Origin of the sequence: Myxococcus sp. AB036A, from assembly GCF_006547355.1 — a bacterium.
GTDB classification, from domain to species: Bacteria; Myxococcota; Myxococcia; order Myxococcales; family Myxococcaceae; genus Myxococcus; species Myxococcus virescens.
This window is the reverse complement of the sequence record NZ_VHLC01000037.1, coordinates 1-21,560: the sequence shown is the minus strand read 5'-3', so window position 1 is coordinate 21,560 and position 21,560 is coordinate 1. Positions and strand designations below refer to the sequence as shown.

Below are 21,560 nucleotides of genomic sequence, written 5' to 3'. Positions count from 1 at the left end.
GCGGAATGGCTCAGGTGGACAGCTCCTCCACCTGGAACGTCATGCCCGCGCGGCGCAGCCGCTCCACCAGTTGCATGCCCATGGCGGAGACCGGCGTGAGCACGCCGCCCGTGGTCGGATTGTCGTCGAAGGCGAGGCACAGCGCGGACTCGGCGAGCATCCGGGACGTGGCCGCGTAGCCCGGGTCTCCCTGCGCCGCCACCTTGCCCTTCAGCCGCACCTGTTTGCCCGTGCGGGGGGAGGTGCCTTCGCCGCGAAGCTGCGCGACGAAGAAGCCTTTCTCCCGGGCCTCCGGTGACGGGCCTTCACCCGGCGCGGGCAGGACCTTCTTCTCCAGCAGCGTGCGCAGGGGCTTCACCTGCATCGCGGCGACGACGCCTCCCAGGCCCGCGGTGACGCCCGTGGCGCGCAGCAGGCCCTTGGGCCCGGCGCCATAGCTGGCGACCTCCGCGTACCGGAAGTTCTCTCCCCACGGGTGACCGAGCAGCGCGTTGCTGCGCCGGACGACGCGCGTGTTCACGGTCGCCATGAAGAACGGGCCGGTCCACTGGCCCAGCTCCTGGCTGTAGTGGATGCCCAGCGCGTCCTTGGACTCGGGCCGCCAGCGGCCTGGGACGGGGTCCAGCGCATGGGGGTGGGCCATGATTCGCCGCACCGAGCGGTCCGTTGAGGCTTCTTCCATCGCCTGCACCATGCTCGCGGCCGTGCCACCGCTGGCGCCTCCGCGCATGGGACCCATGTAGAGGCGGACGGCGTCCAGGTGGCCGTCGTGGCGCTCCCGCATGTGCTCCTGCATCATCAACACGCCCAGGTCCGACGGAATCGAGTCGAAGCCACAGGTGTGGACGATGCGTGCGCCGCTCTGCCGCGCCTGCTCGTGGTGGGCGTCAATCATTCGCCGCATCCACTGCACTTCACCCGTCAGGTCGCAGTAGCTGACGCCAGCCCGAACACACGCCGCGACGAGCTCGCTGCCGTAACGTGCGTAGGGGCCCACCGTGGTGCAGACGACGCGGGTGCGAGGGACCAGGGCATCCAGCGACGCGGCGTCGCGTGCATCCGCGACGAGCAGCGGTAGCTCCGCGAAGGAGGGCGCAATCGCCGCCAGCCCCTGCCGGACCTTCTCCAGCTTGCCGAGGTCGCGTCCCGCCAGGGCCCACCGTGCGCGGTGGCTGTCCTGGGTCCTTGCGAGATATTCGGCGACCAGTCGCCCGGTGAAGCCGGTGGCGCCCCAGGCGATGATGTCGAACTCGGTGGCGGAGGTGTTCATGGGCGCGGGAGTCTGGTCGCGCCCCGAAAGCACCGCAACCGCGGCGTGAAACGAGTGTTCACGCCGCGGAGATTGCTACCTCGGTTACTCCTCTTCGGGGTTCTCGAAGTTGACGTCGAAGGTGACGCGCTGGCCCGGCTCCACCTTGAACGTCTTCTGCCACCGGGAGTTATTCACGATGACCAGGAGCTGGTGCGTGCCTTCGTACAGGTCCAGTTCCTCGATGGGCGCGGCACCGATGAGCCGACCATCCACCGTGACGATGGCGCCCTCCGGGGCGCGTACGTTCGCGAATCCCTTGTTGAGGAAGATCTGCTGCGAGGAACGGCCACCCGCCGGCACGGTGATGACCCGTGTCGTCTGGATGCCGAGCACCGGGTTGCTGAGCGTCAGCACGTGACGGCCCGCGGGCACGGCCGCGGAGACCGGCGTGCGGCCCAGGTACTGGCCAGGAATCGAGACCTCCACGCGCGGGTCCACGGTGACGTCCAGCGTGCCCATGGGAATGCCGGCGTCCACGGGGCCCGCATCCAACGTCACGCCAGCGTCGACGGGCAGGGCGTCGGTGACGCCCGCATCCTCGAGCTCGGACTCGATGTTGGAGGGCAGCCGGCTGAGCACGACGGCCCCCGCGCCCACCGTGAGCGCCAGACCGACGCCTACGAAGGCCATCCAGCTACGTGACGGCTTCTGCGCGGCAGGAGGCGTCGTGGGGGCCGCGTGTGCGCCCGTGCCCGTCGGGCCGGTGGGCACAGCGGTTCCTGCTGAGGCTCCCGGGCCCGTGGCGCTGGGATGCGCCTGAGTGCCTGCGCCGGACTGATGGTGTGCGCCCGCGCCGGAGTGGGCCTGTGCGCCAGCCTGCGAAGGAGCGCCCGCGCCGGACTGTGCCTGTGCGCCTGCACCAGCCTGTGCAGGAGCGCCCGCTCCGGACTGCGCCTGTACGCCTGAGCCTGAATGGGCCTGAGTGCTTGCGCCGGACTGATGCTGTGCGCCCGCGCCGGAGTGGGCCTGTGCGCTTGCGCCCGCCTGTGACTGGCCACCTGCACTGGACTGAGTCTGTGCGCTCGCGCCGGAGTGGGCCTGCGCGCCAGCCTGAGACTGGCCACCCGCACCAGCCTGCGCCTGACCACCCGCACCGGACTGCGTCTGGGCCCCCGCCGAACCAGTGCCGGACTGCCCAGCGCTGCCCGCAGCCGATGCTGCCTGCGCGTTGCCACCGGCCGCCGAGCCACTCCCAGCCTGCGCCCCCGAACCATCAGGCGAGCCGGAGGCATGCAACTGTCCCGGCAACTCCGGCCACTTCGCGGGCATCAATCCCGGGGGCAGGGCGCCGCGCGCGAGGAACTCCGCCACGGCGGGCGGAGAGATGCCAGCCTTCTGCATCACCTCGGCGATGCCCGTTTCAATCACCCGCCGCCGCGTCGCGCGAGCCTCGCTCTCGGGCGGGAAGTACTTCGACAGGAACTCCGAGAACTCCGCATGCGTGGGCAGCGAGCCGACGGCCTCCACCACGGCCTCGCGGAACGCGAGCGCCGTCGGATACCGCTCCTTGGCCCGCTTCGCCGTCGCCCGGCGCAGCACCGCGTCCAACTTCAGCGGCACGTCCTGCGCCATGGGCGGAAGCGAACGCGTGAGCACGGCCTTGTCCGGGTCCGCCGCATCCTTGAAGGGAATCTTCCCGGAGAGGCACTCGTGCAGCACGAGTCCCAGGAGGAACACGTCCGACTGGACGTTGACCGCCTCGCGTCCACCGAGGAGCTGCTCGGGCGCGCTGTACAAACGCCGGTTCTTCACGCGCTTGCCACCGCGCTCACGCGGAGCCACGCCGAGCGCGCCATAGCCCGTCACCTTCGTCAGACCGCCGAAGGAGATCATCAGCGTCTCGGGCCGGACGTCACCGTGCACGAAGGGCGTGCCGTCGTCATTGCCAGCGACGTGCGCGTAGTGCAGACCCACGGCGGCATCCGCCACGACGAGCGCCGCGAAGTGCGGCGGCAGGCGGGGGTGGGCCTCCAGCAGGCGACGCAGGGGCTCGCCGTCGGCGAACTCGGTGACACGGGCCAGTCCGCCATCCTGCTCGGCCAGGGCGTGGACACGGAGGATGTGCGGATGCTCGAAGACGAGCGCGCGAGCTGTCTCGCGACGCAGGGTCGCCTTCAGCTCGGGGTTCTGCACGACATCTTGCGGTGCCCAGATGAGCACCACGGGACGGGGAGACGCGCCGTCCTCCAGGGCGAGTCCGAGGAAGGCGCGTGAGCCTTCCCCGGCCAGCAGGGGACCAAGGGATTGGTAACGGACGGAACTCATGACACCGCATGTTAGTGCGAGTCACGCGGGTCCTGAAATACGGGGAGCCCGTCGCCCTTTTCCGGCAGCTACAGCCGGTAGCCTGCTTCCCGTTCGAAGGGCAGCGTCACGTGGTAGCCGTAGCGCCCGCGCCGCACGAGCAACAGGACGCTACGTCCCCGTCGCGCGGTGAGCAGGGCCTCCCGGAAGGCGTCGTTCGTCGTCACGGGCTGGTTGTTCACTCGGAGGATGATGTCTCCGGGCTCCAGCCCGATGTCCGCCGCCGCCGAGCCCTGACGCACGCCGGACACGGCCAGGCCGCCGCGAATCTCCTTTACGCGGAGTCCCAGCCGCTCCCACGCCAGCCCCTCGACCATGCGAGCGGGGAACTCCACCGGCGTCACCTGAACGGTGCGCAGGCCGCCGTCGCGGAAGAGCACCACCGGGAAGGCGGAGCGGGCAGGGTAGCCGCGCACGCGGGTGTCGAAGTCCTCGGCGTCCTGGATGCGCGAGCCGCCCAGCTCCGCCACCACGTCCCCGCGCTTCACTCCCGCCTCCGCGGCCGGACTCCCTGTCTCCACCGCCGTCACCAGCGCGCCATAGGCCCGGTCCCACCCGAGCTGCCGGGCGACGCGGACCGGCAGGTCGGCCGTATCGATGCCCACCCACGCCGGGCGCACCTTTCCGAAGCGGGTCAGCTCGTCGACGATGCGGCGCACCTTGTCGGCCGGAATCGCGAAGCCGATGCCCTGCGCGCCGCCGCCGAAGATGGCGGTGTTGATTCCGATGATTTCCCCATCCACGTTGAGCAGCGGGCCGCCCGAGTTGCCCGGGTTGATGGCGGCGTCCGTCTGCACGAAGTCGTTGTAGACGCGATTGTCGGCGCGGAAGGTGCGGCCCACCGCGGAGACGACGCCCGCGGTGACCGTCTTGCTCAGGCCGAACGGGCTGCCGATGGCGACCACCGTCTCGCCAATCATCAGGTCGGAGCTGGTGCCCAGCTTCGCGATGGGGAGGGCCTCCTTGGCATTGACCTTGAGCACCGCCAGGTCGTTCGCCGCGTCGCTGCCGATGACCTCCGCTTCGAACGAGCGGCCATCCGCCAGGATGACGTGGATGGCGGACGCGCCCCGGATGACGTGGTCATTGGTGACGATGATGCCGCTGGGGTCGATGATGGCGCCGCTGCCCAGGCCGGAGATTCTCTGACGCTCCGGCTCCGCGCCCATGCCACCGAAGAACTCCTCCAGGGGAGAACGGCGTCCACGGAAGCGCGACTCCACCTCCTGCTCGGTGCCGATGTAGACGACGGCGGGGGAGACTTTCTGCACGACCTCGACGATGGCGTCTCGCCGCCGCGCCAGGTCCGCGTTCGCCGTGCCCGAGGTCAGCAGGGCCACCACCAGCAGGCTCCACCTCATGACTGCGTGCTTCATTCCAACCCTCCGTGCACCGCCAGGGATTGTCGAGCGAAGGACATTCTGACTGTTGGGAAGGCCGCAGCCTACCCGGGCCCCCTGGATGCGGTGTCTCGCTCTTCATAAACCACTCCGGTCATCCATGAACGATTGCATCTCTGGGATGCACGTCCTCTCGGGGTCTCAGTACACCGTGGGAGTGGATTGTTATCCTGGCGGCGCGCAAGCAGTCGCGGCGTGCCGAGGCGAGGGAGTGGAAGCATGAGTCTCGTCCTGGTCGCGGACGATGAGCCAGCGGTGTTGGAGGTTCTCAGTCAAGTCGTGGAGGACCTGGGCCACGACGTCTTGAGAGCGCGGGATGGCGAGGAGGCGCTCGGCCTGGCGCGTGCCCGGCATCCTCAGCTGGTGGTGACGGACCACATGATGCCGCGGTTGAGCGGCGTGGAGCTCTGTCGCCGGATGAAGCAGGAGGCACAGCTCAAGGACGTGCCCGTCATCCTCCTCAGCGCGGTGCTGCCCCAGGGCGCGCCGGAGGCGTTCGCCTTCCTCCACAAGCCCTTTGAAATCACCGACTTCGAATCGGTCATCCACAAATCGCTGGCCGCCTCGCCGGAGCCCCGGATGGAGGCGCACGCGGCGTCCCCCTTGGGCGCGCTGGGGCAGTGGGTGGCGCAGGCGCTCCAGGGCCCGCTCGAAACGGCCCGCGAGCAGCTTCGCCGGTTGGAAGGCACGCCCTCCGTGGACCGCGCGGCGCTGGACACGCTGGCGGCGCAGCTCCAGTCCATGGAAGCCGTGGGGCGTCACCTGCGCGAGCTGGCGTGGCTGTCCTCGGGCGAGGCGACGCTGAAGCGAATCGACACCGACGTGGGCCAGCACCTGCGCGACGCGGTGGCGGCACATGGCGCACACGTCACGTTGGATGCTCCCAAGGAGCCAGTCCACGCGCAGGTGGACCCGCCGCGCATCCGGCAGGTGTTCGACGTGCTGCTGGCGAACGCGGTCCGGCAGGGGGACGCGGCGGTGGCGCTCGAAGTCTCCCAGACACAGCTCACGGTGCGCGTGAAGGACGCGGGGCCGGGGCTGGCCGCGGAGGCGCTGGCCCACCTCTTCACGCCCTTCCGGACGGATGCGAAGGGCGTCTGCGGACCGGAGCTGTACGTGGCCTCGGAGCTGGTGCGCCTGCAAGGGGGCGCGCTGTCCGTCCAGTCACGACCCGGCGAGGGCTCCACGTTCAGCCTGATGCTGCCCAGGAGCACCTGACGCGCTCGTCCCGGGCAGGTGCCGTTCGATGGCGTCCACCAGAGCCTGCTCATCCTCCGCCGCCTGGAAGCGCGCCTTCATGCGCTCCAGCTCGCGCCGGTACGATGGTTGTTCGACGACCGCGTCGAGCAGCGGAACCAGGGTGTCGGGCGTCAGTGTGCGAAGGTCCGCGCGCTGCCCCAGCCCGTGGTGGACGACGCGAGCCGCGATGCCGGGCTGGTCGTATTGGACGGGCAGGACGACCATGGGCACGCCGAAGTAGATGCACTCCTTGACGCTGTTGAAGCCGCCGTGGGTCACCATGGCGGACGCGCGGCGCAGCATCTGGAGCTGGGGGACGCGCGTCACGGACACGAGATTGTTCGGGACGGGGCCAGGGAGCGTCTCCCGCCATTCATTGGTGGCCACCACGAACTGCCACGCGGGCCGCCGCCGCGCGGCCTCGGTGACGGCTTCGTGGAAACGCCGGGCCTGCTCGGGGGGCATGGCCATGGTGCCCAGCGAGCACAGGACCAGGGGGCGCTCCGGGCTCAGCCGCTCCCAAGGGAAGTCGGGCTCCTTGCGCTCCAGGTCGATGCACGGCCCCGTGTAGTGGACGTCGATGGAGAGCTGCACGCCACTGAACTCCACGAACTCTCGGGGGCAGAGGACGAGCATGGGGTCGTGCTCGCCGCTGAGGCGCCCCGCGAAGTCCAGATGCTCGGGCGGATAGCCGTACTTGCGCGCCAACGCGTGCCGGTAGCGGAGGTCCGCCGGCTCCAGTCCGACCCAGCTACGCCAATCCTCCATCTTCGATGCGAACAGGATGCGGCCCCAGTCGAGCGCGCCTCGGATGACGCCGGAGAGCTGGCCATCCGGGATGACGTTGGAGGTCGGCGGCGGCGTCATGAGCTCCCACCGCATGGGGATGCTCGTGTTCAACACCAGGGTGGGAACCTGGTGGCCGCGGAGGACGAGGAACGGCTCTGGGAGGAGGACATCCGTGAGACCCAGGTCCGGCCGCGTCCGGGTGATGATGGCGTCGAGCTCCCCCTGGAGCACCGACTCATACATCTGGTTCTGCTTGCGCAGCACCTGCAGCAGGTAGCGCACCCGCTTCAGGCCCTTCCACTGACTCACCCGCTCCTTGACCTCATCCTGGAAGCCCAGGGGGAACAGGTGTTCGAAGAGGCACTCGAAGTCGAACCCCTCCGCGCGAATGAGCGCCTCGGTGTCCCGGATGCCGCAGAAGACAATCCGGTGCCCCCGCTTCTGGAGGGCCCGGGCGAGCTTGAGCGAGGGATTGATGTGCCCACGCTCGGGCAGGGGGCAAACGAGGAGGGTCGACATGGAGGCTCCTGGCGGTGTGGCCTGAAGCCTCCAGGGGCGTGGCGAGACGTCAGGCCTGCTGCGACTTCAGCATCCAGCCAATCATCTTGTACAGAAGCCGGGCGCCGACGTTGCCGTCCCACTCGCCGCCATCGGGGTCGGGGGCCACTTCGGTGAGGTCGAAGCCCACGATGGTGCGCCCGGAGCGGACCACGCCGGCGATGAGGGCCACGGCCTCGGCGAAGGACAGTCCGCCGGGCACCGGGGTGCCCGTATGGGGGCAGAGCACGGGGTCCAGCCCGTCGATGTCGAAGGACAGGTAGACCTGCTTCGGGAGCAGGGCGACCATCTCATCCACCTGCCGGTTCCAGGGCACGCCGTCGAAGCGCTTGTTCTGGAGGGTGGCGTCGAAGAAGCCGTGCACGCGGCCGTTGGAGTCCGCGATGTACTGGTGCTCCTCCGCGCTCATGTCGCGCAGGCCGACCTGGACCAGCGTCTTCACGCCGGGGATGCGCTCCGCGACGTTGTACATGATGGACGCGTGGGACCAGGTGAAGCCCTCGTAGGCCACGCGCAGGTCGGCGTGCGCGTCCAGGTGCAGCACGCCCATGCCGGGGTACTTCTCCGCGTGCGCGCGGATGATGCCGTAGGAGATGGAGTGGTCACCGCCCACCGCGGCCACGCGCTTGCCCTGGTCCAACCAGTGCTTGGTGGTGCGGTAGACGTGCTCGTTCATCTGGTCGCAGAGGACATTCACGTCCTGCGCGGCCTGAATCAGCGCGGCCTCGCCGGAGTGGATGCCACCGGCCTCGATGACGACCTGGGCGCGCTCCTTGGCGCGGGTGTTCCAGTCGCGCAGCTCCTGGGGCTCGGGGAGCATGGCGATGCCACGCTCGTAGGGACGACCCGTCTCCACGTCGAAGAGGTCGACCTGCCGGCTGGCGTCCAGGACGGCGGTCGGCCCCTCGGACGTGCCACCGCCGTAACTGGTGGTGGCCTCGAAGGGAACGGGGATGAGGATGACGTGCGCCTCTTCCGGGGAGTGGGGGAGGCCGAACACGCCGGAGTCCGGCTGGGCGGCGGCGCTGGGGTCGAAGTGGGTAGCCATGGCGGCGCAGGATAAAGGCCCGGTGTCGGGGCGCAATGGTCTGTTACTTCTCGATGCGTTCCTTGACGTCGAAACGCCCGGCCAGCACCTGATGTTTCTCAATCACCAGCCGGTCCGCCGTCAGCACGCCCCGGACGTCCAGGCTGTAGTCGTTGTAGAAGGCGTCTACGGTCGAGGCCTTGAGGTTCCCTCCGATGATGACGGGGCCCTCGGTCTGGAAGCTGTCGCATTCGAAGTCACCGCCCACGAAGAGCTGGCACCCTTCGAAGTTGGATGCCTTGCCCTTCACCGTTAGGTTCCCCGTCACCAGGAGCGACAGCACCTTCAGGGGGCCCTCCACCACCAGGTCGCCGTGGTGGACGAAGGGGTTCTTGGACACCTTCTTGAGCGCCTTGCTCGCGGGGGCCCACGTTCTTGCTGTGCCGCGAGGCGCGGGCGACGGAGAGCACCGACCTGCCCCCCTCCGTCTTCAGCCGAGGGTCGATGCCCTGCTCGATGAAGAACCGCACGACGCGGTCAGCGCCGAACTCCGCGGCCCGGTGAATCGGGAACTCGTAGTTCGAACCCTCCCGGATGTCGGCGCCGTACTCCATGAGCAACTGGATGACGTCGACGTTGTTCTGGGTCACGGCGATCATCATCGGCGAGTGCCCGTTGATGGTCTTGAAGTCCAGGCTGACGCCGCTGGCGAGCAGTATCCGGATTTGAGCCACCACCTCGGCGTTCTTGCGCTCCGCCTTGGCCAGGCTCTGCCGGTACTCGGCCTCCGGCATTTCGACCCGGTGATAGGTCTGGATGTAGTGGAGGTCGTCAATCTGCCGGATGAGCTTTTCGAGCTCCAACTGCTGCTCCGTCATCGAGTCCGTTCCTTCAATGTGCGATGTGGCTCACGCCCACCGCACCACCAGCTTGCCCACCGAGTCATTGCCGGCCATGCGCTCCAGCGCCTGCCGGATGTCCGCGCGCGGCACCACCGCGTCTATCACGGGCCGCAGCGCCCCTGTGCGGAACAGCGGCAACAGATGCCGCTCCGCGCTCTGCGCCAGCGCGATCTTCTCTTCCAGCGGACGGCTGCGCAGCACGGTGCCGGTGACACGCAGCCGCTTCGTCAGCACCGTGCCCAGGTTCACCTCGGTGGCCGCGCCAGCCACCAGCCCCACCAGCATCAGCCGCCCCCGGGGAGCCAGGGCGTTCAGCGTCTCCGGCACGTAGCCGCCGCCCACCAGGTCCAGGCACAGGTCCGCGCCCCGGCCGCCTGTCTCCTCGCGCACCGCGTCCGCGAAGCGCGGCGGCTTGGTGTCACACAGCACCGTGCGAGCCACGCCCCAGTCGGCCGCGCGGGCCAGCTTCGCCGCGTTGCGGCCCGTGCCCACCACGCGCGCGCCCATGGCCTGACAGATGAGCGCCGCCGCCGAGCCCACGCCACTGGCCACCGCGTGGACGAGCACCGTCTCGCCGGGCTTGAGCTCGCCCTGGAGCACCAGCGCGTCGAACGCGGTCAGGTACGCCTCCGGAATGGCCGCCGCGTCGGTGAAGTCCATGCCGTCGGGCATGGGCATCGCCTCTCGCTCGTGGGTGACGAGCAGGTCCGACCACGCGCCCCCGCCCACCAGTCCCATGACGCGGTCGCCGGGCTGGAAGCGCCGTGCGCGCGGGCCCACGGCCACCACCTCGCCCGCGTACTCCAGGCCTGGAATGTCCGGTGCCACGTCCGGTGGGGCGGGGTAGTGACCACGAAGCTGCAGAAGGTCCGCCCGGTTGAGCGCGGACGCCCGCACCCGGACCAGAATCTCCCCTGGGCCTGGGACGGGCTCGGGACGTTCTTCCTCAGCGAGGACCTCGGGGCCTCCCGGACGGGTGATGCGAAGGACCTTCATGGCAGGCGCCTCCCTTGGAATGGCGGGCACGAAACATCCTGGCTCGCGAGAGCGTCAACGCTTATCTAGAACACCGTCCATCATGAGCACGCTGACGTGTCCCATCTGCCAGAAGCCCGTTCCCCCGCGCGGGGAGAACGCTGCCTTTCCCTTCTGTTCCAAGCGCTGCCGCGCCGTGGACCTCGGCCGGTGGCTCGGCGAGGAGTACCGCGTCCCCGACCGGCAGGCGGATGAGCAGGAAGACGAGCTGCCCGCCGACAGCCACCCGGCACGCCAGCACGGCGACGCATGAGCGGCTTCGTCGACCTGCACTGCCATCTGCTGCCCGGCGTGGATGACGGGGCACGTACGCTGGAGGACGCGCTGGAGATGGCGCGCGCGCTGGTCGACCTTGGCTTCTCCACCGTCGCCCCCAGTCCACACGCGCGCCCCGAGTACGCCCCCGTGGAGGTGGTGGACGTGCGCCGTGCGGAGCTGGCGGAGGCCCTGGAGCGCGAGCGCATCCCGCTGGCGTTGGGGCGCAACGCGGAGAACGTGCTCGACGATGCCTTCCTGCGAGGCCTCAGCACGCCCCAGGCCCGGAAGCTGGGCCCGGGCCGCTACGTGCTCGTGGAGCTGCCCTACACCGCGCCCGTCCCGGCGCTGCCAGACATCCTCTTCCGCATCCGCACCAAGGGCGTGGTGCCGCTGCTGGCGCATCCCGAGCGCTGCCTGGAGTTCGAGCGGAAGGGCCGCGCCGCGGAGGCCGTGCGCGCTGGGGCACTGTTGCAACTGGATATCGGTGCGCTCATCGGCCGCTATGGCGGCACGGCGAAGAAGCTGTCCCGCGCCTTCCTGGACGACGGGCTCTATGCGGTGGGCGCCACGGACCTGCATGGGCCCGTGGGGGCCCGCGTCTGGGTGGGCCGCTCGCTGGCGGAGCTGCGGAGCAGGGCAGGGGAGGCGCGCTTCGCCCGTCTCATGAGGGACAATCCCGCGATTTTGTTGGCCGGGGAGTCACTGGAGTCCGACCCGGACTGACGGTATACCCGGCCCCTGTGAAACGTGCCGTCAAACTCCTGGCCAGCCTCCTGGTCACCTTTCTCTTCATGTGGTGGGCCTTCCGGGACACGGACTGGGCGACGCAGCTGGCCAGCCTGAAGTCGGCCAACTACGCGTGGCTGGTGCCGTACTTCGGCTGCCTGATGGCCATCCACGTCTTCCGCACCCTGCGCTGGGGCTGCCTTCTGTCGGGCCTGGAGCAGGTCCCGTTCCGAAAGCTGAATGAGGCGTCCGGCATCGGCTTCATGATGCTGCTGGTGCTGCCCTTCCGCTTGGGCGAGTTCGCGCGGCCCTTCCTCATCGCGCAGCGCAGTGGCATCCGCCGCAGCGCGGCGATGACGTCCGTGGTGCTGGAGCGCATCGTGGACGGCCTCTTCGTGGCGGCGATGCTGCGAGCGCTGCTCTTCTTCGTGCCCACGGAGACGCCGGAGATTCGCTACGTCAAGCTGGGCTCGTGGCTGATGTTCGCGGTGTTCGGCGGCGGTCTGGCGTTCCTCCTCTTCGGCCTCTGGCAGCAGCAGCGCACGGTGAATCTGGTGCGCGCCACGGTGGGCCGGCTGGCGCCGCAGGTGGCGGACAAGGTAGCGGACATCGTCGACACCTTCGTGGGCGCCATGCGGCAGTTGCCGAAGGGGCGGCAGGTCGCGCTCTTCTTCCTCTATACGGCGCTGTACTGGGGCGTGAATGGCGCGGGGATGTCCATGCTGGCCAACGCCTTCGACTGCTCGGGCGCGGCGCCCGGCACCGTCTGCGAGCCCATGGACCTGACGCTCTTCCAGGCCTACGTCGTGCTAGGCGTGCTGGTGGTGGGGCTGATGATTCCGGCGGCGCCGGGGATGATGGGCACCTTCCAGGCGGCCACGAAGGTGGGCCTGAGCCTCTTCCTTCCGGCCGCCGCGGTGAATGCCAGCGGGCTGGCCTATGCCAACGTCATGTGGCTGAGCCAGACGGTGCAGCAGGTGGGCCTGGGCCTCATCCTGCTGTCCATGGGGCACCTGTCGTTCAAGGACATCGCCGGCAAGCTGGACGACAAGGACGGCGAGGCGGCGGCACCTTCCGCCTGACGCGGGGGCCGCCTCTCGGCCCCGGATGTCGTGTCGATGCGGCTTCCTACGGGGTGGGCGACGACGCCTGCCCCGCCTCCGCGGGAGCGGCTTCCGTCTTCGCGGGGGTGGTGTCACCGCTCTTGCCCGTCACCACGCCCTTCACCTTCTCCATGGCGGCCTTCGGGTCGATGTTGCCCTTGAGGGTGCCGAACGGCGTGTCGATGACCTGCTCCCGCTTCTCCGAGGAGGCGTAGCCCTCTGGCGCGCACAGGGCCTTCGCGCTGTCGCGCACGGAGACGACCGGGGTGGTGATGGTGGTGGAGTCCTCGGTCGTGGCCTTGGCGACGAGCTTGTCGTCGCGCATCAGCACGCAGCGGTCCTCGCCGTAGTACCAGGCGGTGGAGCTGTCCGGGAACTCCTGCGCGCGCGTGGGCCCTGAGCCCATGGCATCGACGACCTGATGGGACGACATGCCCGGGTAGAGCTTGTCGAAGCCGGAGGTGGCACAGCCGGCGGCGGCGAGCGCGAGTGCGGCGCTGACAATCGGGAGACGCATGGGGTGTGGGGCTCCTTCCGAAAAGGAATCGCGGAGCCTACCTCGGCGTCACGTCCGGCCTCCAGGTGGGGGCCGGACGCATCGTGTCAGAGTTCCTGATCCAACCAGCGGACGATGGCCTCGCGAATCGAGGCCGGCCGCTCGGAGTCCAGTCGGGTGCGAGGCAGGCGGGCCGCGTCGGCGTCGCGCAGCATGGAAGCGGGCATCAGCTCACGCGTGCGAGGAAGGGATGCGCGGGGCGCGACGGCGGCAGACCTCATGACTGGCCTTCCTCCTTGGGCGTGCCGCGGCCGTACTTGCCGAGCAGGTCTTCCACGGCCTCGCGCAGGTACTCGCTCTGGTGGATGCGGGTCCGCCGCGCCAGCTCGCGCAGCTTCTGGACCTGCTCCTCGGGGACCAGGACGTGGGTGGAGACGATGTCGGCATCCGGGCCTCGGACGTCGACAGACACTTCCGTGGCCGCCGGGGACGACGGAGCCTCGGGGCTCAGGGGACTGGCGCTTCCATCCTGCATCGGACTTCCTCCGGGCGTGGCTGCTACAGGCCGCTACCTGCCTGTCCGCGGCATTAGGCGGGCGGACGGGCACGCCGTCAAAAAATGCGCCGGGGGCCAGGGGCTCGAGCCGTGCCGCACCTCGCGTTGACAGGGCGGTATCGCGCTGCTACTTCGCCGCTTGCCTTAGGGGAGTAGTTCACGCCAGCGGCGCTGGCGGCGGGAAGCTCGACACACTGGCTGGAAACGGCCCGGGCCCCCACCTCGTGATGTTCGCGAGACGAACGAGACCTTCGGACAGGGATTGTCGTTTCTTCCTGGCCGAGGTCCGTCGTGCGCGCGTGCTGCCCTGGCGTCTCCCACGAGTCTGAACCCCGGCCCTGTGTTTGCGAGGGAGTCGTCATGTTGGAAGCGCTCGTGGGTTCGTTCGTGTTGGTGGCCGCCAGTGAGATGGGGGACAAGACGCAGTTGCTCGCGTTCTCCCTGGCCACGCGGTTTCGCAAGCCGTGGCATGTGCTGGCGGGCATCTTCGTCGCCACCGTCGCCAATCACGCGCTGGCGTCCAGCGTGGGCAGTTGGGTGTCCGCGCATGTGCCGGCGAAGTGGATGGCGCTGCTCCTGGCGGTGCTCTTCATCGGCTTCGGTTTGTGGACGCTCAAGCCGGACACGCTGGATGAAGATGGCGGCAAGCCGCCGCGCTTCGGCGCCTTCCTCACCACGGTGGTGCTCTTCTTCCTCGCGGAGATGGGGGACAAGACGCAGCTGGCCACCATGGCCGTGGCCGCGCGTTATCAGGCGCCCATCACGGTGACGCTGGGCACCACGGCCGGGATGATGCTGTCGGACGGCCTGGCTGTGTTCCTGGGGGACCGGCTCGCCGGGCGGGTGCAGATGAGTTGGGTGCGGTGGGCCGCCGCCAGCCTCTTCTTCATCTTCGGCGCCCTGTCGCTGTGGACGGCGCTCCGGATGTCCTGACGGCTGGGACGCGCAGTGTGAATGGGACGATGTGACGGAGAAGTGTATTGCGCTTCATCACGGGAAAAGCTCCCATGTGAGAGGTCTGGGATGACCCGGACCTTTCTTCAGGAGCTGGAATGCGTTCCCCCATTCGTTTCTCCGCGATGATTCTGATGAGCGCCCTCATGGGCGCGGGTTGCAACGGTGCCCAGCCGCAGGACCCGCCGGTCGAGGCCGAGGTGATTGCCGAGACGGCGGAAGTGAAGCAGGGCGCCGTGGGCGACGTGGTGCTGCGCTGTGACGAGTTCCAGGGCGGCACGCACCTGGAGGTCGTCCAGACGGCGACCGGCTTCGAGGCCGCGTACGTCTCCGAGGAGTACGACCCCTGGGATTGTCGCTGCACGTACACGAAGCGCGAGATTCTGGGGCAGTACAACCAGTGCCGCCGGTCCACGGTGGACCCGCGCATCATGAACTGCTACCGCATCGAGCCGAGCGGCACCATTGGCAAGGTGGTGCTGTCCACCACGCGCGTGCAGAAGACGCAGATGGTCATCGGCAGCAGCACGACGGTGAACTACAGCGAGCTGAGCGTCGCGGCCATCAACCAGGACCCCGGCCAGACGCCGCGCCGTGACTACGTCTTCCCGCTGAGCGACTGCCAGTAAGCCGTTCCAGGGCCGGGGAGGCGTCGAGCCCCGGCCTTTTTTCGTGGGGGGAGGCGATGATTCCGGGGGCGGTGGGGCGTCTCACTCGCAGGAACCCATTCCCTGGAGGTCATCGTGGCATCGCAAGCTTCCCCGAAGGATCCGGCACCGCGCGGTCCCCATGTCGTCGTGAGTCTGCCGACGCGGGACCTGGAGCGGGCCTTTCGGTTCTACCGAGAGGGCCTCGGCTTTCGCCTCGTCGTCGAGACGGCGGACGGCACGATGCCCGAGCCCGTCCACTTCACGCTCAACGCGGGCGTCAGCCTGATGCTCATCCCCACCGGAGGCTTCGGCTGGGTGGCGGGGGGCAACAAGGTCGCGGAGCAGGGCGCTTCGGAGTGCATCCTGAGCCTGTCCCTGGAGACGGAGGTGCAGATCGAGGCGCTCTTCGCCAAGGCGCGGGAGGCTGGCGCCGAAGTCGCCGCCGAGCCGAGCCAGAAGCCCTGGGGTTACTCCGGGACGTTCAAGGACCTAGATGGCCACGTGTGGATGCTGGAGAAGGGGCCCTGAAAAGAAAAACCCCGGTGTCACCGTGAAGGTGACGCCGGGGTAGTGGCCAGGGTCAGACTTGAACTGACTACCTGCGGATTATGAGACCGCCGCTCTAACCAGGTGAGCTACCTGGCCGTAAGTGAGATGCAACCTACGGCTTTTACTGCGGAACTTCTACTCCCTCAATACTGCCTCTCCAGTTGTTGTGCAACTTGTACGGACTTCGTACGGACTGGAGAACTGACATGCCCCGGTGGACGGGAAAGTGGGCCGGTGGCCGGACCTACGTGAACAAGCAGGGCGGCACCGTGTGGGTCCTCGAAAAGCAGGTCCACGGGCGGCTCTATACCACACGGCTTGCCGTGGGCAACGAGAACGACGCGCTGGGGGAGCTGGCGCTGTTCAAGCGGGACCCGGACGCTTACATCGCCAGGGCCCAGGCGGCAGGGACTTCCCCCGAGCGGGAGGCCGCCACCTCGCCGGTCTACATGGACCCCGAGCGGGTGGGGCGGTTCCTCGAACACCTCAAGCGCCAGGGCCGGACGGAGCGCCACCGGAAGAACGTCCGGAACTACCTGGCGCAGTGGGCGGAAGCGCTCTTCGAGAAGGACCTGCGGACTTTCCGGCTCCAGGACCTCAAGCAGGTGCTGAACGGCTGGTACGACGAGGCGAGGAAGGAGATCGTCGCCAAGCGCCACCGCATCGCGGCCATCAAGTCGTTCTTCTCCTGGCTGCGCGAGGAGGAGGCGGTGCTCACCACGGCCGAGGACCCCACGCTCGCGCTGAAGGTGCCGCCGGCCCGCCCGGAGAAGGCCATGCGGGACAAGGGGTACTCCATGCGGGACGTGGAGCGCCTCTATGCCGCCATCCAGGGGTGGGAGTCCAAGAAGTACGGCTGGAAGGGGACGGGCCGTGTCACCGACGTGCAGCCGGTGCGGGACGTGCTGATGCTCCATGCCAAGTGCGGCATGCACGGCACCGAGATTGACCGCCTGGCTCGCGGCGAGGGCAAGGTGAAGGTGCTGCAAGGGCAGGGCGCCATCGCGGGCACCACCACGTTCGTCCACAAGTCGGGCCGGGTCCACGTCCAGTCCGTGGATGTGCAGGCCCTGGGCGCCGCCTTGCGCCTCCAGGCCCGGGGTTCGGCTCCGGCGGACTGGTGGATCCGACAGGTGGTGAAGCGGGCGGCGAAGTCCATCGGCCTGGAGCCGCTGCGCATGGGGGAGCTGCGCCACAGCTTCGTCACCTGGGCTGCGGAGTGCGGGGTGGAGGTGAAGCCGCTGGAGGGCGGCGTGCCGCTCTCCCGCATAGCGGCCACCATCGGGCACCAGTCCGCGGTGACGACCAAGAAGTTCTACGAGGGCGTGAAGGTCCCCCCGATGATCCAGCTCCCAATCCGCCTGGAGCACCCGGAGGATCCCGTGCTGCTACTCGACCGGCAGCTTCGCGATGGCAGTCGCCAGTGAACTCGCATCCTTGATGCGGGACTTGGCGGGGGCGGACTTCGTCGGCTGTGCAGCCCGGGCTGAGATACCTCCGGCCTGCAACAGCGCCTCCACGGAGGACTTGAGCACCATGCGCCTCCTGCCGAACTTCTCAGCGGCTTGAAGTCGGCCCTCATTCAGCAGCTCGTACACCTTCGTGGTCCCGCAGCCCAGCATGGCGCCGGCCTCCTTCACGGTGCAGGCGAACTCTGGGTTCGGGGTGGTCGAGCCAGGGGACGTTTCCGGCTGGCGGACTGAGGGGACCGGCAGGGCCAGGAAGTTCGAGCCCGCGCTGAGCCGCGCCAGCAGGAGGCGGTTCACCTCCACCGCGCGCTCTTCGACATCAAGTGGCTTCCTGCACTCCACGCAGGGGGCGTCCAGTTCCTGCTCGGTCGGAGGGCGATATGGATGCCACTCCCACCACTCGACGCATCGCCGACACACCCAGCCCTCGGGACGGCCCAGCATCATGGGAAGGGGGAGACGGAGAAAATCTGGCGGTGGTGGAGGCGGTGGCGCGCAGGCAACTCCCCTGGGAACGGCAGGAAGGCGACGGGGCCCCTCGCTTATCGGCTTCGGTCCGTCGTCCGGCACTTCGGCGTTCCCTGCGGGTGGCAGGAGGCCCGTGCTTGATTCACCCACGCGCTTCGCCATCACTCGTCTCCTCAACAGGGAAACAGTAAGACGGCTGGCCACCTCCATCACCGAGGACGTATCCGGCAGGACGGGCCCCAGAGGGGCAAGCACGGGTTGGCGGGTCGCTACCGGGATGATGCGCCTGCCGCCTGCCGGGTTGATTCATTGAGGAGCGCACGGGCAGCAGCGTCAGCCCTGTTGCGATGCCCAAGAGGAGCGGGGCCATGAGCGACACACAGACGGGCGGTATGCCCAGCAGCGGCGGACGGAGGAAGATTCCCTATCATGCGCGTCCTCTGCCGCCCCGGCTTCCACTGCCCACAGGGAGCGTGCTGGACGCATGCCCGTATCTGGACCTCGTGAACCACTGGCTGAAGACCGTGAAGAGCGTGCAGGACTTGGTGAGGGCCTGCCACCATGCTCCCTCAGCGTACTGGCAGGAGGCCCTCATTCACCACTACGGGGACATCGGACAGATGAGTGACGAGGAGTGGGCTTGGCTGTTGCGCCAGCCGCTCGGCATCCATGAGGGGCATCCGCTCTTCAACCTCCGCCAAAGGCTGAAGGAGATTGACGAGGGGCTCAAGCCTCCTTCCATCAACGAGGAAGATACCCTCATCATCTGGGGCGCCTCCTCGCTGAAGGGCAAGCCGTTCTATCGAACGGTTGGGGTGCTGCTGCGGAGCGAAAGACTGCGTACGGCCATCAGGCACCACCCCGAGCACAGCCTGCCCGACTATCCCAGCCTCATCCGGGCATGGGCAGAGGCCAGTGGCGTCAGAGATGGCAATACCCTCCGAGGACTGGAGAGACAGCTCGCCGGCTTTAGGGACAACCTGCTCAACGAGCATCCTGACCAGCTTTTCGCCAAGTTGGGGCTCAGCAGCTTGGAATCGGCCCGTCAGGTGAGCCAAACGCACGGCCCCAGGGTTGCCTTTTACCTGTTTCGTTGTTTGCAGCGGATAGCCGCATACATGCAGTGGGACGCTCAGGCCCAATGCTACCTGGTCCGCTGGAGATCGACATGGCTGCGCGGCTCAAAGACAAATCAAGATGCAATTCCGGGAGCCTCCACACACGCCCAGTTCCTCATGGAGTTGTTGCGGCGCCATGTCTTTGAGGCAGAGCCCTACGAGAACTACTCGGCGGGCCACAAGGCAACCACTTACAAACTCAAGTGGGTCCCACAGACCGGCCCGTACACCGAGGAGGACGTGGCCAGGAGACTCGGGCTTGAGCTGGAGGACGGGAAGCGGGTACGCAGGAAGAAGTCCGGGCTTTTCGATCAGCAGTGCCCGCGCTCCATGTAGGTTTCGATCGCGATCGCCGCGATCGTTTCGCCGCGCTTTTTGAGGGTCGTCTCCACCTGGGTAAGAGGGAGGCCCGAGGAGGGGGGCAGTTTTAGTGTCGCGAGGGGGCAATTTTGCTGTCGCTCTACAAGCACAAAGGCAAGCCGTGCGGGCTTGCCCAGTTGACCAAGAGCTTGGGCCTGCTCAGGTCGACGCTGCACCAGTGGGCCGGACCAAGCCGACGAGGCCGAGGGCAAGGGCATAACCGACGCGCACCGCAGTTCGTCCTCGAGATGATGAGAAAGCAAGCGAATGAGCAGACGCGCGCTACCTACTCACGTCCGAGGCCCCAGTTGCGCTCAGGATCGTTGGTGCGATTCGGGGCGGGGCGATCGCCCGCATAGAAGGAGCCATCGCTGCCGCGGTAGTCGATCCACCGGGCAACGACCGACTTCCCGGAATTCGAGCCCATCTCTCCACGGTCCACCTGGAACGTCACGCCCCGATGCCGGAGGGGGTGCGCTTCGAGCCATGACCAGCGAGCGTCGCCAACCCCGTAGGGACACCGTGCCTGGCGGAGCGCGTCCAGTTCCCTGAGCAGTTCGTGCGACGTCGGCAGCATCTCGACCATCGCGTCCAGTTCGTCGTCCGTCAGTGCGACCCAATCGACCAGGGACTTCGGTAAGTCGCCGGGCTGCGTCCCTTTGCGCAGCGGGAGCCCACCCTCGTAATACGCCGCCACTAGAGCCCGAGCTCCAGCCGGGTACACGAGGACCATGCTCCCATACTTTGTCGAAATCTCGCGTGCGGTCGGCCACCGCCCTGTTGATGACCGAAACGCACCGGCTCGGCGAAGGATGTCAGTCGCGGATTCCTGCGCGCCGCGTTTCAGTACGCCGGGCAGTCGCGCGAGAAAATCCCCCAGTGTGTAGCGGAGAGTCGCCATGGTGAGCATGTTAGCAAGCCCGATGAGGGACTGTGGGAACGGTCTCTAATGCGCGGTTCCCATGTTCGAGCGCTACCCGGAGCGCCTCGGTGTTCAAGCCAGCGCCTCCTGATTACGAATCGGGGCTGGGCAGGGGCAACCTTGTGCTCTTCCCTCTGAAGATGGCCTGTCCCGACCGGCTCTTGCATGTCCTGAGTGGGGGAAGAAAACCTGCGGCGGCCCCCACTCCCCAACTCCGGTGGAGCGCCAGATGGCCCGGAGCGCGAGCCCGCTCCATCCTGGAGCACCTGAGACTGGCCACGCAGCCTGTGAAGTGGCCCTAGGCCCTGTCTGACGGATGCAGGTGGCGCAGGCAGGAATGGATGAGCGCCACCTGCACCATGGCCACGTAGTTGACCGCGAGCGTGTCATATCGCGTGCCGATGGCTCGGGGCTCCTTGAGGTGCCCGACAGAGCTCTCGATGATGTTGCGCTGGCGATAGAGCTCCTTGTCGAAGCGAGCGCGGCACCGGGCGTTGGCGAGGGGCTGGTCCGCACGGCAGGGCAGCACCGCGCGCACGTGGTGGGCGCGCGCCCAGCGACGGACCGGACCGAAGCTGTAGGCCTTGTCGCTCACCAGGACGTCCGGCCGCTGGCGAGGACGGCCTCGCGGACCTTGCACTCGCACTGCTTCCAGCGCGGGGAAGACTCCCTCCAAATCACTGGCCTGCCCCGCTGTCAGTGCCACGCTGAGAATGCGGCCATGGCGCTCGCAGGTAAGGTGGAGCTTGGTGGAGAAGCCCCCTCGGGAGCGGCCCAGGGCGTGGTTTCGGGGCTCGCTTGGGCCCCCTTTTGGCCCCCTCCGGCCGCGGCACGCGAAGCACGCACCACGGACGAGTCGACGAACAGGATACTCATGTCCAACTCGTCTCTTTCGGCCAACTGCGTCTGGAGCGTGCGCATCAGGCGCAGCCAGGTGCCATCTTTTCTCCAGCGCACAAAGCGGTCGTAGACGGTCTGCCAGGGCCCATAGCGCGAGGGCAAATCGCGCAAGGGCGCCCCGGTATGCAGCCGCCAGAGAATGCCATTGAGAATGGTGCGGTGGTCCTTCCTGGCACCACCCCGGCCCTGACGCGGCAGCAGGGGCTCGAGCGCCCTCCACTGCCGCTCGTTCAACTCGTAGCGCATCACGCCAGCTCGCCTCCTCTAATGAGCTTCAGCTTGTCGAGTTAAGAGGTAGGCCGGCGTGAGCGAAGTAGGCGCGGAGGGTGGCAGGGCGGTGCTGGAGCCGCCGAAACTCCCTGCGCGCCTGTCGACGCAATTCCTCAATGCTTCCAGGCAGAGTGTTGAGCAGGGCCTTCTTGACGCTCGCATTGCACTGCTCTTCGGGATTGAGGTCCGGGGTGT

24 protein-coding genes and 1 tRNA gene are annotated in these 21,560 nt (G+C 68.1%); 9 read left to right on the top strand and 16 right to left on the bottom strand.

The features are described from left to right. Positions 1-10: 10 nt before the first annotated feature. The 3 genes from FL344_RS17045 to FL344_RS17035 form a co-directional block, all read right to left on the bottom strand. A complete protein-coding gene (locus FL344_RS17045; protein WP_141619276.1) occupies positions 11-1,270 on the bottom strand; it encodes a trans-acting enoyl reductase family protein in 1,260 nt (419 codons plus the stop codon). 84 nt (positions 1,271-1,354) lie between these two features. Beyond that, a complete protein-coding gene (locus FL344_RS17040) occupies positions 1,355-3,577 on the bottom strand; it encodes a PEGA domain-containing protein (protein WP_141619275.1) in 2,223 nt (740 codons plus the stop codon). Between the two features lie 68 nt (positions 3,578-3,645). After that, positions 3,646-4,992 (bottom strand): trypsin-like peptidase domain-containing protein, encoded by a 1,347-nt coding sequence (locus tag FL344_RS17035; protein ID WP_141619274.1) that lies wholly within the window; start codon positions 4,990-4,992, stop codon positions 3,646-3,648. Positions 4,993-5,235: 243 nt separating this feature from the next. Between FL344_RS17035 and FL344_RS17030 the strand changes: the two genes are divergently transcribed. Next, complete coding sequence (locus FL344_RS17030; protein ID WP_141619273.1) at positions 5,236-6,234, top strand: response regulator; 999 nt, start codon at positions 5,236-5,238, stop codon at positions 6,232-6,234. Here the strand turns inward: FL344_RS17030 and FL344_RS17025 are convergent. The 5 genes from FL344_RS17025 to FL344_RS17010 are packed head-to-tail and all read right to left on the bottom strand — an operon-like array spanning position 6,181 to position 10,527. Further along, positions 6,181-7,563 carry a glycosyltransferase gene (locus tag FL344_RS17025; RefSeq protein ID WP_141619272.1) on the bottom strand — a complete coding sequence of 461 codons (1,383 nt, stop codon included), beginning with the start codon at positions 7,561-7,563 and terminating at the stop codon, positions 6,181-6,183. The two genes, FL344_RS17030 and FL344_RS17025, sit on opposite strands and share 54 nt — an antisense overlap. A 49-nt stretch (positions 7,564-7,612) precedes the next feature. Further along, positions 7,613-8,650, bottom strand: coding sequence for an agmatinase family protein (locus FL344_RS17020; RefSeq protein ID WP_141592132.1), 1,038 nt, complete (start codon positions 8,648-8,650; stop codon positions 7,613-7,615). Positions 8,651-8,693: 43 nt separating this feature from the next. Beyond that, entirely contained in the window at positions 8,694-8,897 is a 204-nt protein-coding gene (locus FL344_RS39125; protein ID WP_228565122.1) for a hypothetical protein, read from the bottom strand. Beyond that, positions 8,887-9,507: an ankyrin repeat domain-containing protein gene (locus tag FL344_RS17015; RefSeq protein ID WP_228565121.1), complete on the bottom strand. Its 621-nt coding sequence runs from the start codon at positions 9,505-9,507 to the stop codon at positions 8,887-8,889. Before FL344_RS17015 ends, FL344_RS39125 begins: the two co-directional genes overlap by 11 nt. Before the next feature lie 30 nt (positions 9,508-9,537). Further along, positions 9,538-10,527 (bottom strand): NAD(P)H-quinone oxidoreductase, encoded by a 990-nt coding sequence (locus FL344_RS17010; RefSeq protein ID WP_141619271.1) that lies wholly within the window; start codon positions 10,525-10,527, stop codon positions 9,538-9,540. A gap of 82 nt (positions 10,528-10,609) precedes the next feature. On the opposite strand from FL344_RS17010, the gene FL344_RS17005 reads away from it, so the two are divergent. Genes FL344_RS17005 through FL344_RS16995 form a run of 3 tightly spaced genes read left to right on the top strand, consistent with a single transcriptional unit; the run spans position 10,610 to position 12,632 of the window. Next, positions 10,610-10,819: a DNA gyrase inhibitor YacG gene (locus FL344_RS17005; protein ID WP_020478355.1), complete on the top strand. Its 210-nt coding sequence runs from the start codon at positions 10,610-10,612 to the stop codon at positions 10,817-10,819. Further along, entirely contained in the window at positions 10,816-11,547 is a 732-nt protein-coding gene (locus tag FL344_RS17000; protein WP_141619270.1) for a tyrosine-protein phosphatase, read from the top strand. Before FL344_RS17005 ends, FL344_RS17000 begins: the two co-directional genes overlap by 4 nt. A gap of 17 nt (positions 11,548-11,564) precedes the next feature. Then, on the top strand, positions 11,565-12,632 hold the full coding sequence (locus FL344_RS16995; protein WP_141619269.1) for a lysylphosphatidylglycerol synthase transmembrane domain-containing protein: 1,068 nt from the start codon (positions 11,565-11,567) through the stop codon (positions 12,630-12,632). A gap of 46 nt (positions 12,633-12,678) precedes the next feature. On the opposite strand, the gene FL344_RS16990 is transcribed toward FL344_RS16995, so the two are convergent. The 3 genes from FL344_RS16990 to FL344_RS16985 form a co-directional block, all read right to left on the bottom strand. Then, positions 12,679-13,170, bottom strand: a complete 492-nt coding sequence (locus tag FL344_RS16990) for a hypothetical protein (RefSeq protein WP_141619268.1) — start codon at positions 13,168-13,170, stop codon at positions 12,679-12,681. Positions 13,171-13,256: 86 nt separating this feature from the next. Next, the gene (locus FL344_RS38540) at positions 13,257-13,430 is read right to left on the bottom strand and encodes a hypothetical protein (RefSeq protein WP_194858504.1); all 174 of its coding nucleotides are present in this window, start codon (positions 13,428-13,430) and stop codon (positions 13,257-13,259) included. Further along, positions 13,427-13,684, bottom strand: a complete 258-nt coding sequence (locus FL344_RS16985; RefSeq protein ID WP_141592137.1) for a ribbon-helix-helix domain-containing protein — start codon at positions 13,682-13,684, stop codon at positions 13,427-13,429. Before FL344_RS16985 ends, FL344_RS38540 begins: the two co-directional genes overlap by 4 nt. 381 nt (positions 13,685-14,065) lie before the next feature. On the opposite strand from FL344_RS16985, the gene FL344_RS16980 reads away from it, so the two are divergent. The 3 genes from FL344_RS16980 to FL344_RS16970 all read left to right on the top strand — a co-directional run bounded on the left by FL344_RS16980 (position 14,066) and on the right by FL344_RS16970 (position 15,837). Next, a complete protein-coding gene (locus FL344_RS16980) occupies positions 14,066-14,638 on the top strand; it encodes a TMEM165/GDT1 family protein (protein ID WP_141592138.1) in 573 nt (190 codons plus the stop codon). 119 nt (positions 14,639-14,757) lie between these two features. Continuing rightward, positions 14,758-15,288 carry a hypothetical protein gene (locus tag FL344_RS16975; RefSeq protein ID WP_141592139.1) on the top strand — a complete coding sequence of 177 codons (531 nt, stop codon included), beginning with the start codon at positions 14,758-14,760 and terminating at the stop codon, positions 15,286-15,288. A gap of 168 nt (positions 15,289-15,456) precedes the next feature. Continuing rightward, positions 15,457-15,837: a VOC family protein gene (locus FL344_RS16970; RefSeq protein ID WP_141619292.1), complete on the top strand. Its 381-nt coding sequence runs from the start codon at positions 15,457-15,459 to the stop codon at positions 15,835-15,837. Positions 15,838-15,880: 43 nt separating this feature from the next. On the opposite strand, the gene FL344_RS16965 is transcribed toward FL344_RS16970, so the two are convergent. Continuing rightward, positions 15,881-15,954, bottom strand: a tRNA-Ile gene (locus FL344_RS16965). Between the two features lie 110 nt (positions 15,955-16,064). Between FL344_RS16965 and FL344_RS39120 the strand changes: the two genes are divergently transcribed. After that, a complete protein-coding gene (locus tag FL344_RS39120; protein WP_228565120.1) occupies positions 16,065-17,285 on the top strand; it encodes a site-specific integrase in 1,221 nt (406 codons plus the stop codon). On the opposite strand, the gene FL344_RS38535 is transcribed toward FL344_RS39120, so the two are convergent. Beyond that, positions 17,247-17,669, bottom strand: a complete 423-nt coding sequence (locus FL344_RS38535) for a helix-turn-helix domain-containing protein (protein ID WP_194863137.1) — start codon at positions 17,667-17,669, stop codon at positions 17,247-17,249. The two genes, FL344_RS39120 and FL344_RS38535, sit on opposite strands and share 39 nt — an antisense overlap. 494 nt (positions 17,670-18,163) lie before the next feature. On the opposite strand from FL344_RS38535, the gene FL344_RS16945 reads away from it, so the two are divergent. Next, the gene (locus FL344_RS16945; RefSeq protein ID WP_141619266.1) at positions 18,164-19,249 is read left to right on the top strand and encodes a hypothetical protein; all 1,086 of its coding nucleotides are present in this window, start codon (positions 18,164-18,166) and stop codon (positions 19,247-19,249) included. Positions 19,250-19,559: 310 nt separating this feature from the next. Here FL344_RS16945 and FL344_RS16940 read toward each other — a convergent pair whose 3' ends face one another. From FL344_RS16940 to FL344_RS39750, 3 genes are all read right to left on the bottom strand, one after another. Next, a complete protein-coding gene (locus tag FL344_RS16940) occupies positions 19,560-19,970 on the bottom strand; it encodes a hypothetical protein (protein WP_141619265.1) in 411 nt (136 codons plus the stop codon). Positions 19,971-20,493: 523 nt separating this feature from the next. Further along, positions 20,494-20,973 (bottom strand): IS5 family transposase, encoded by a 480-nt coding sequence (locus tag FL344_RS39755; protein WP_255508219.1) that lies wholly within the window; start codon positions 20,971-20,973, stop codon positions 20,494-20,496. Further along, positions 20,892-21,341, bottom strand: coding sequence for an IS5 family transposase (locus tag FL344_RS39750; protein WP_255508218.1), 450 nt, complete (start codon positions 21,339-21,341; stop codon positions 20,892-20,894). Before FL344_RS39750 ends, FL344_RS39755 begins: the two co-directional genes overlap by 82 nt. Positions 21,342-21,560 lie beyond the last annotated feature (219 nt).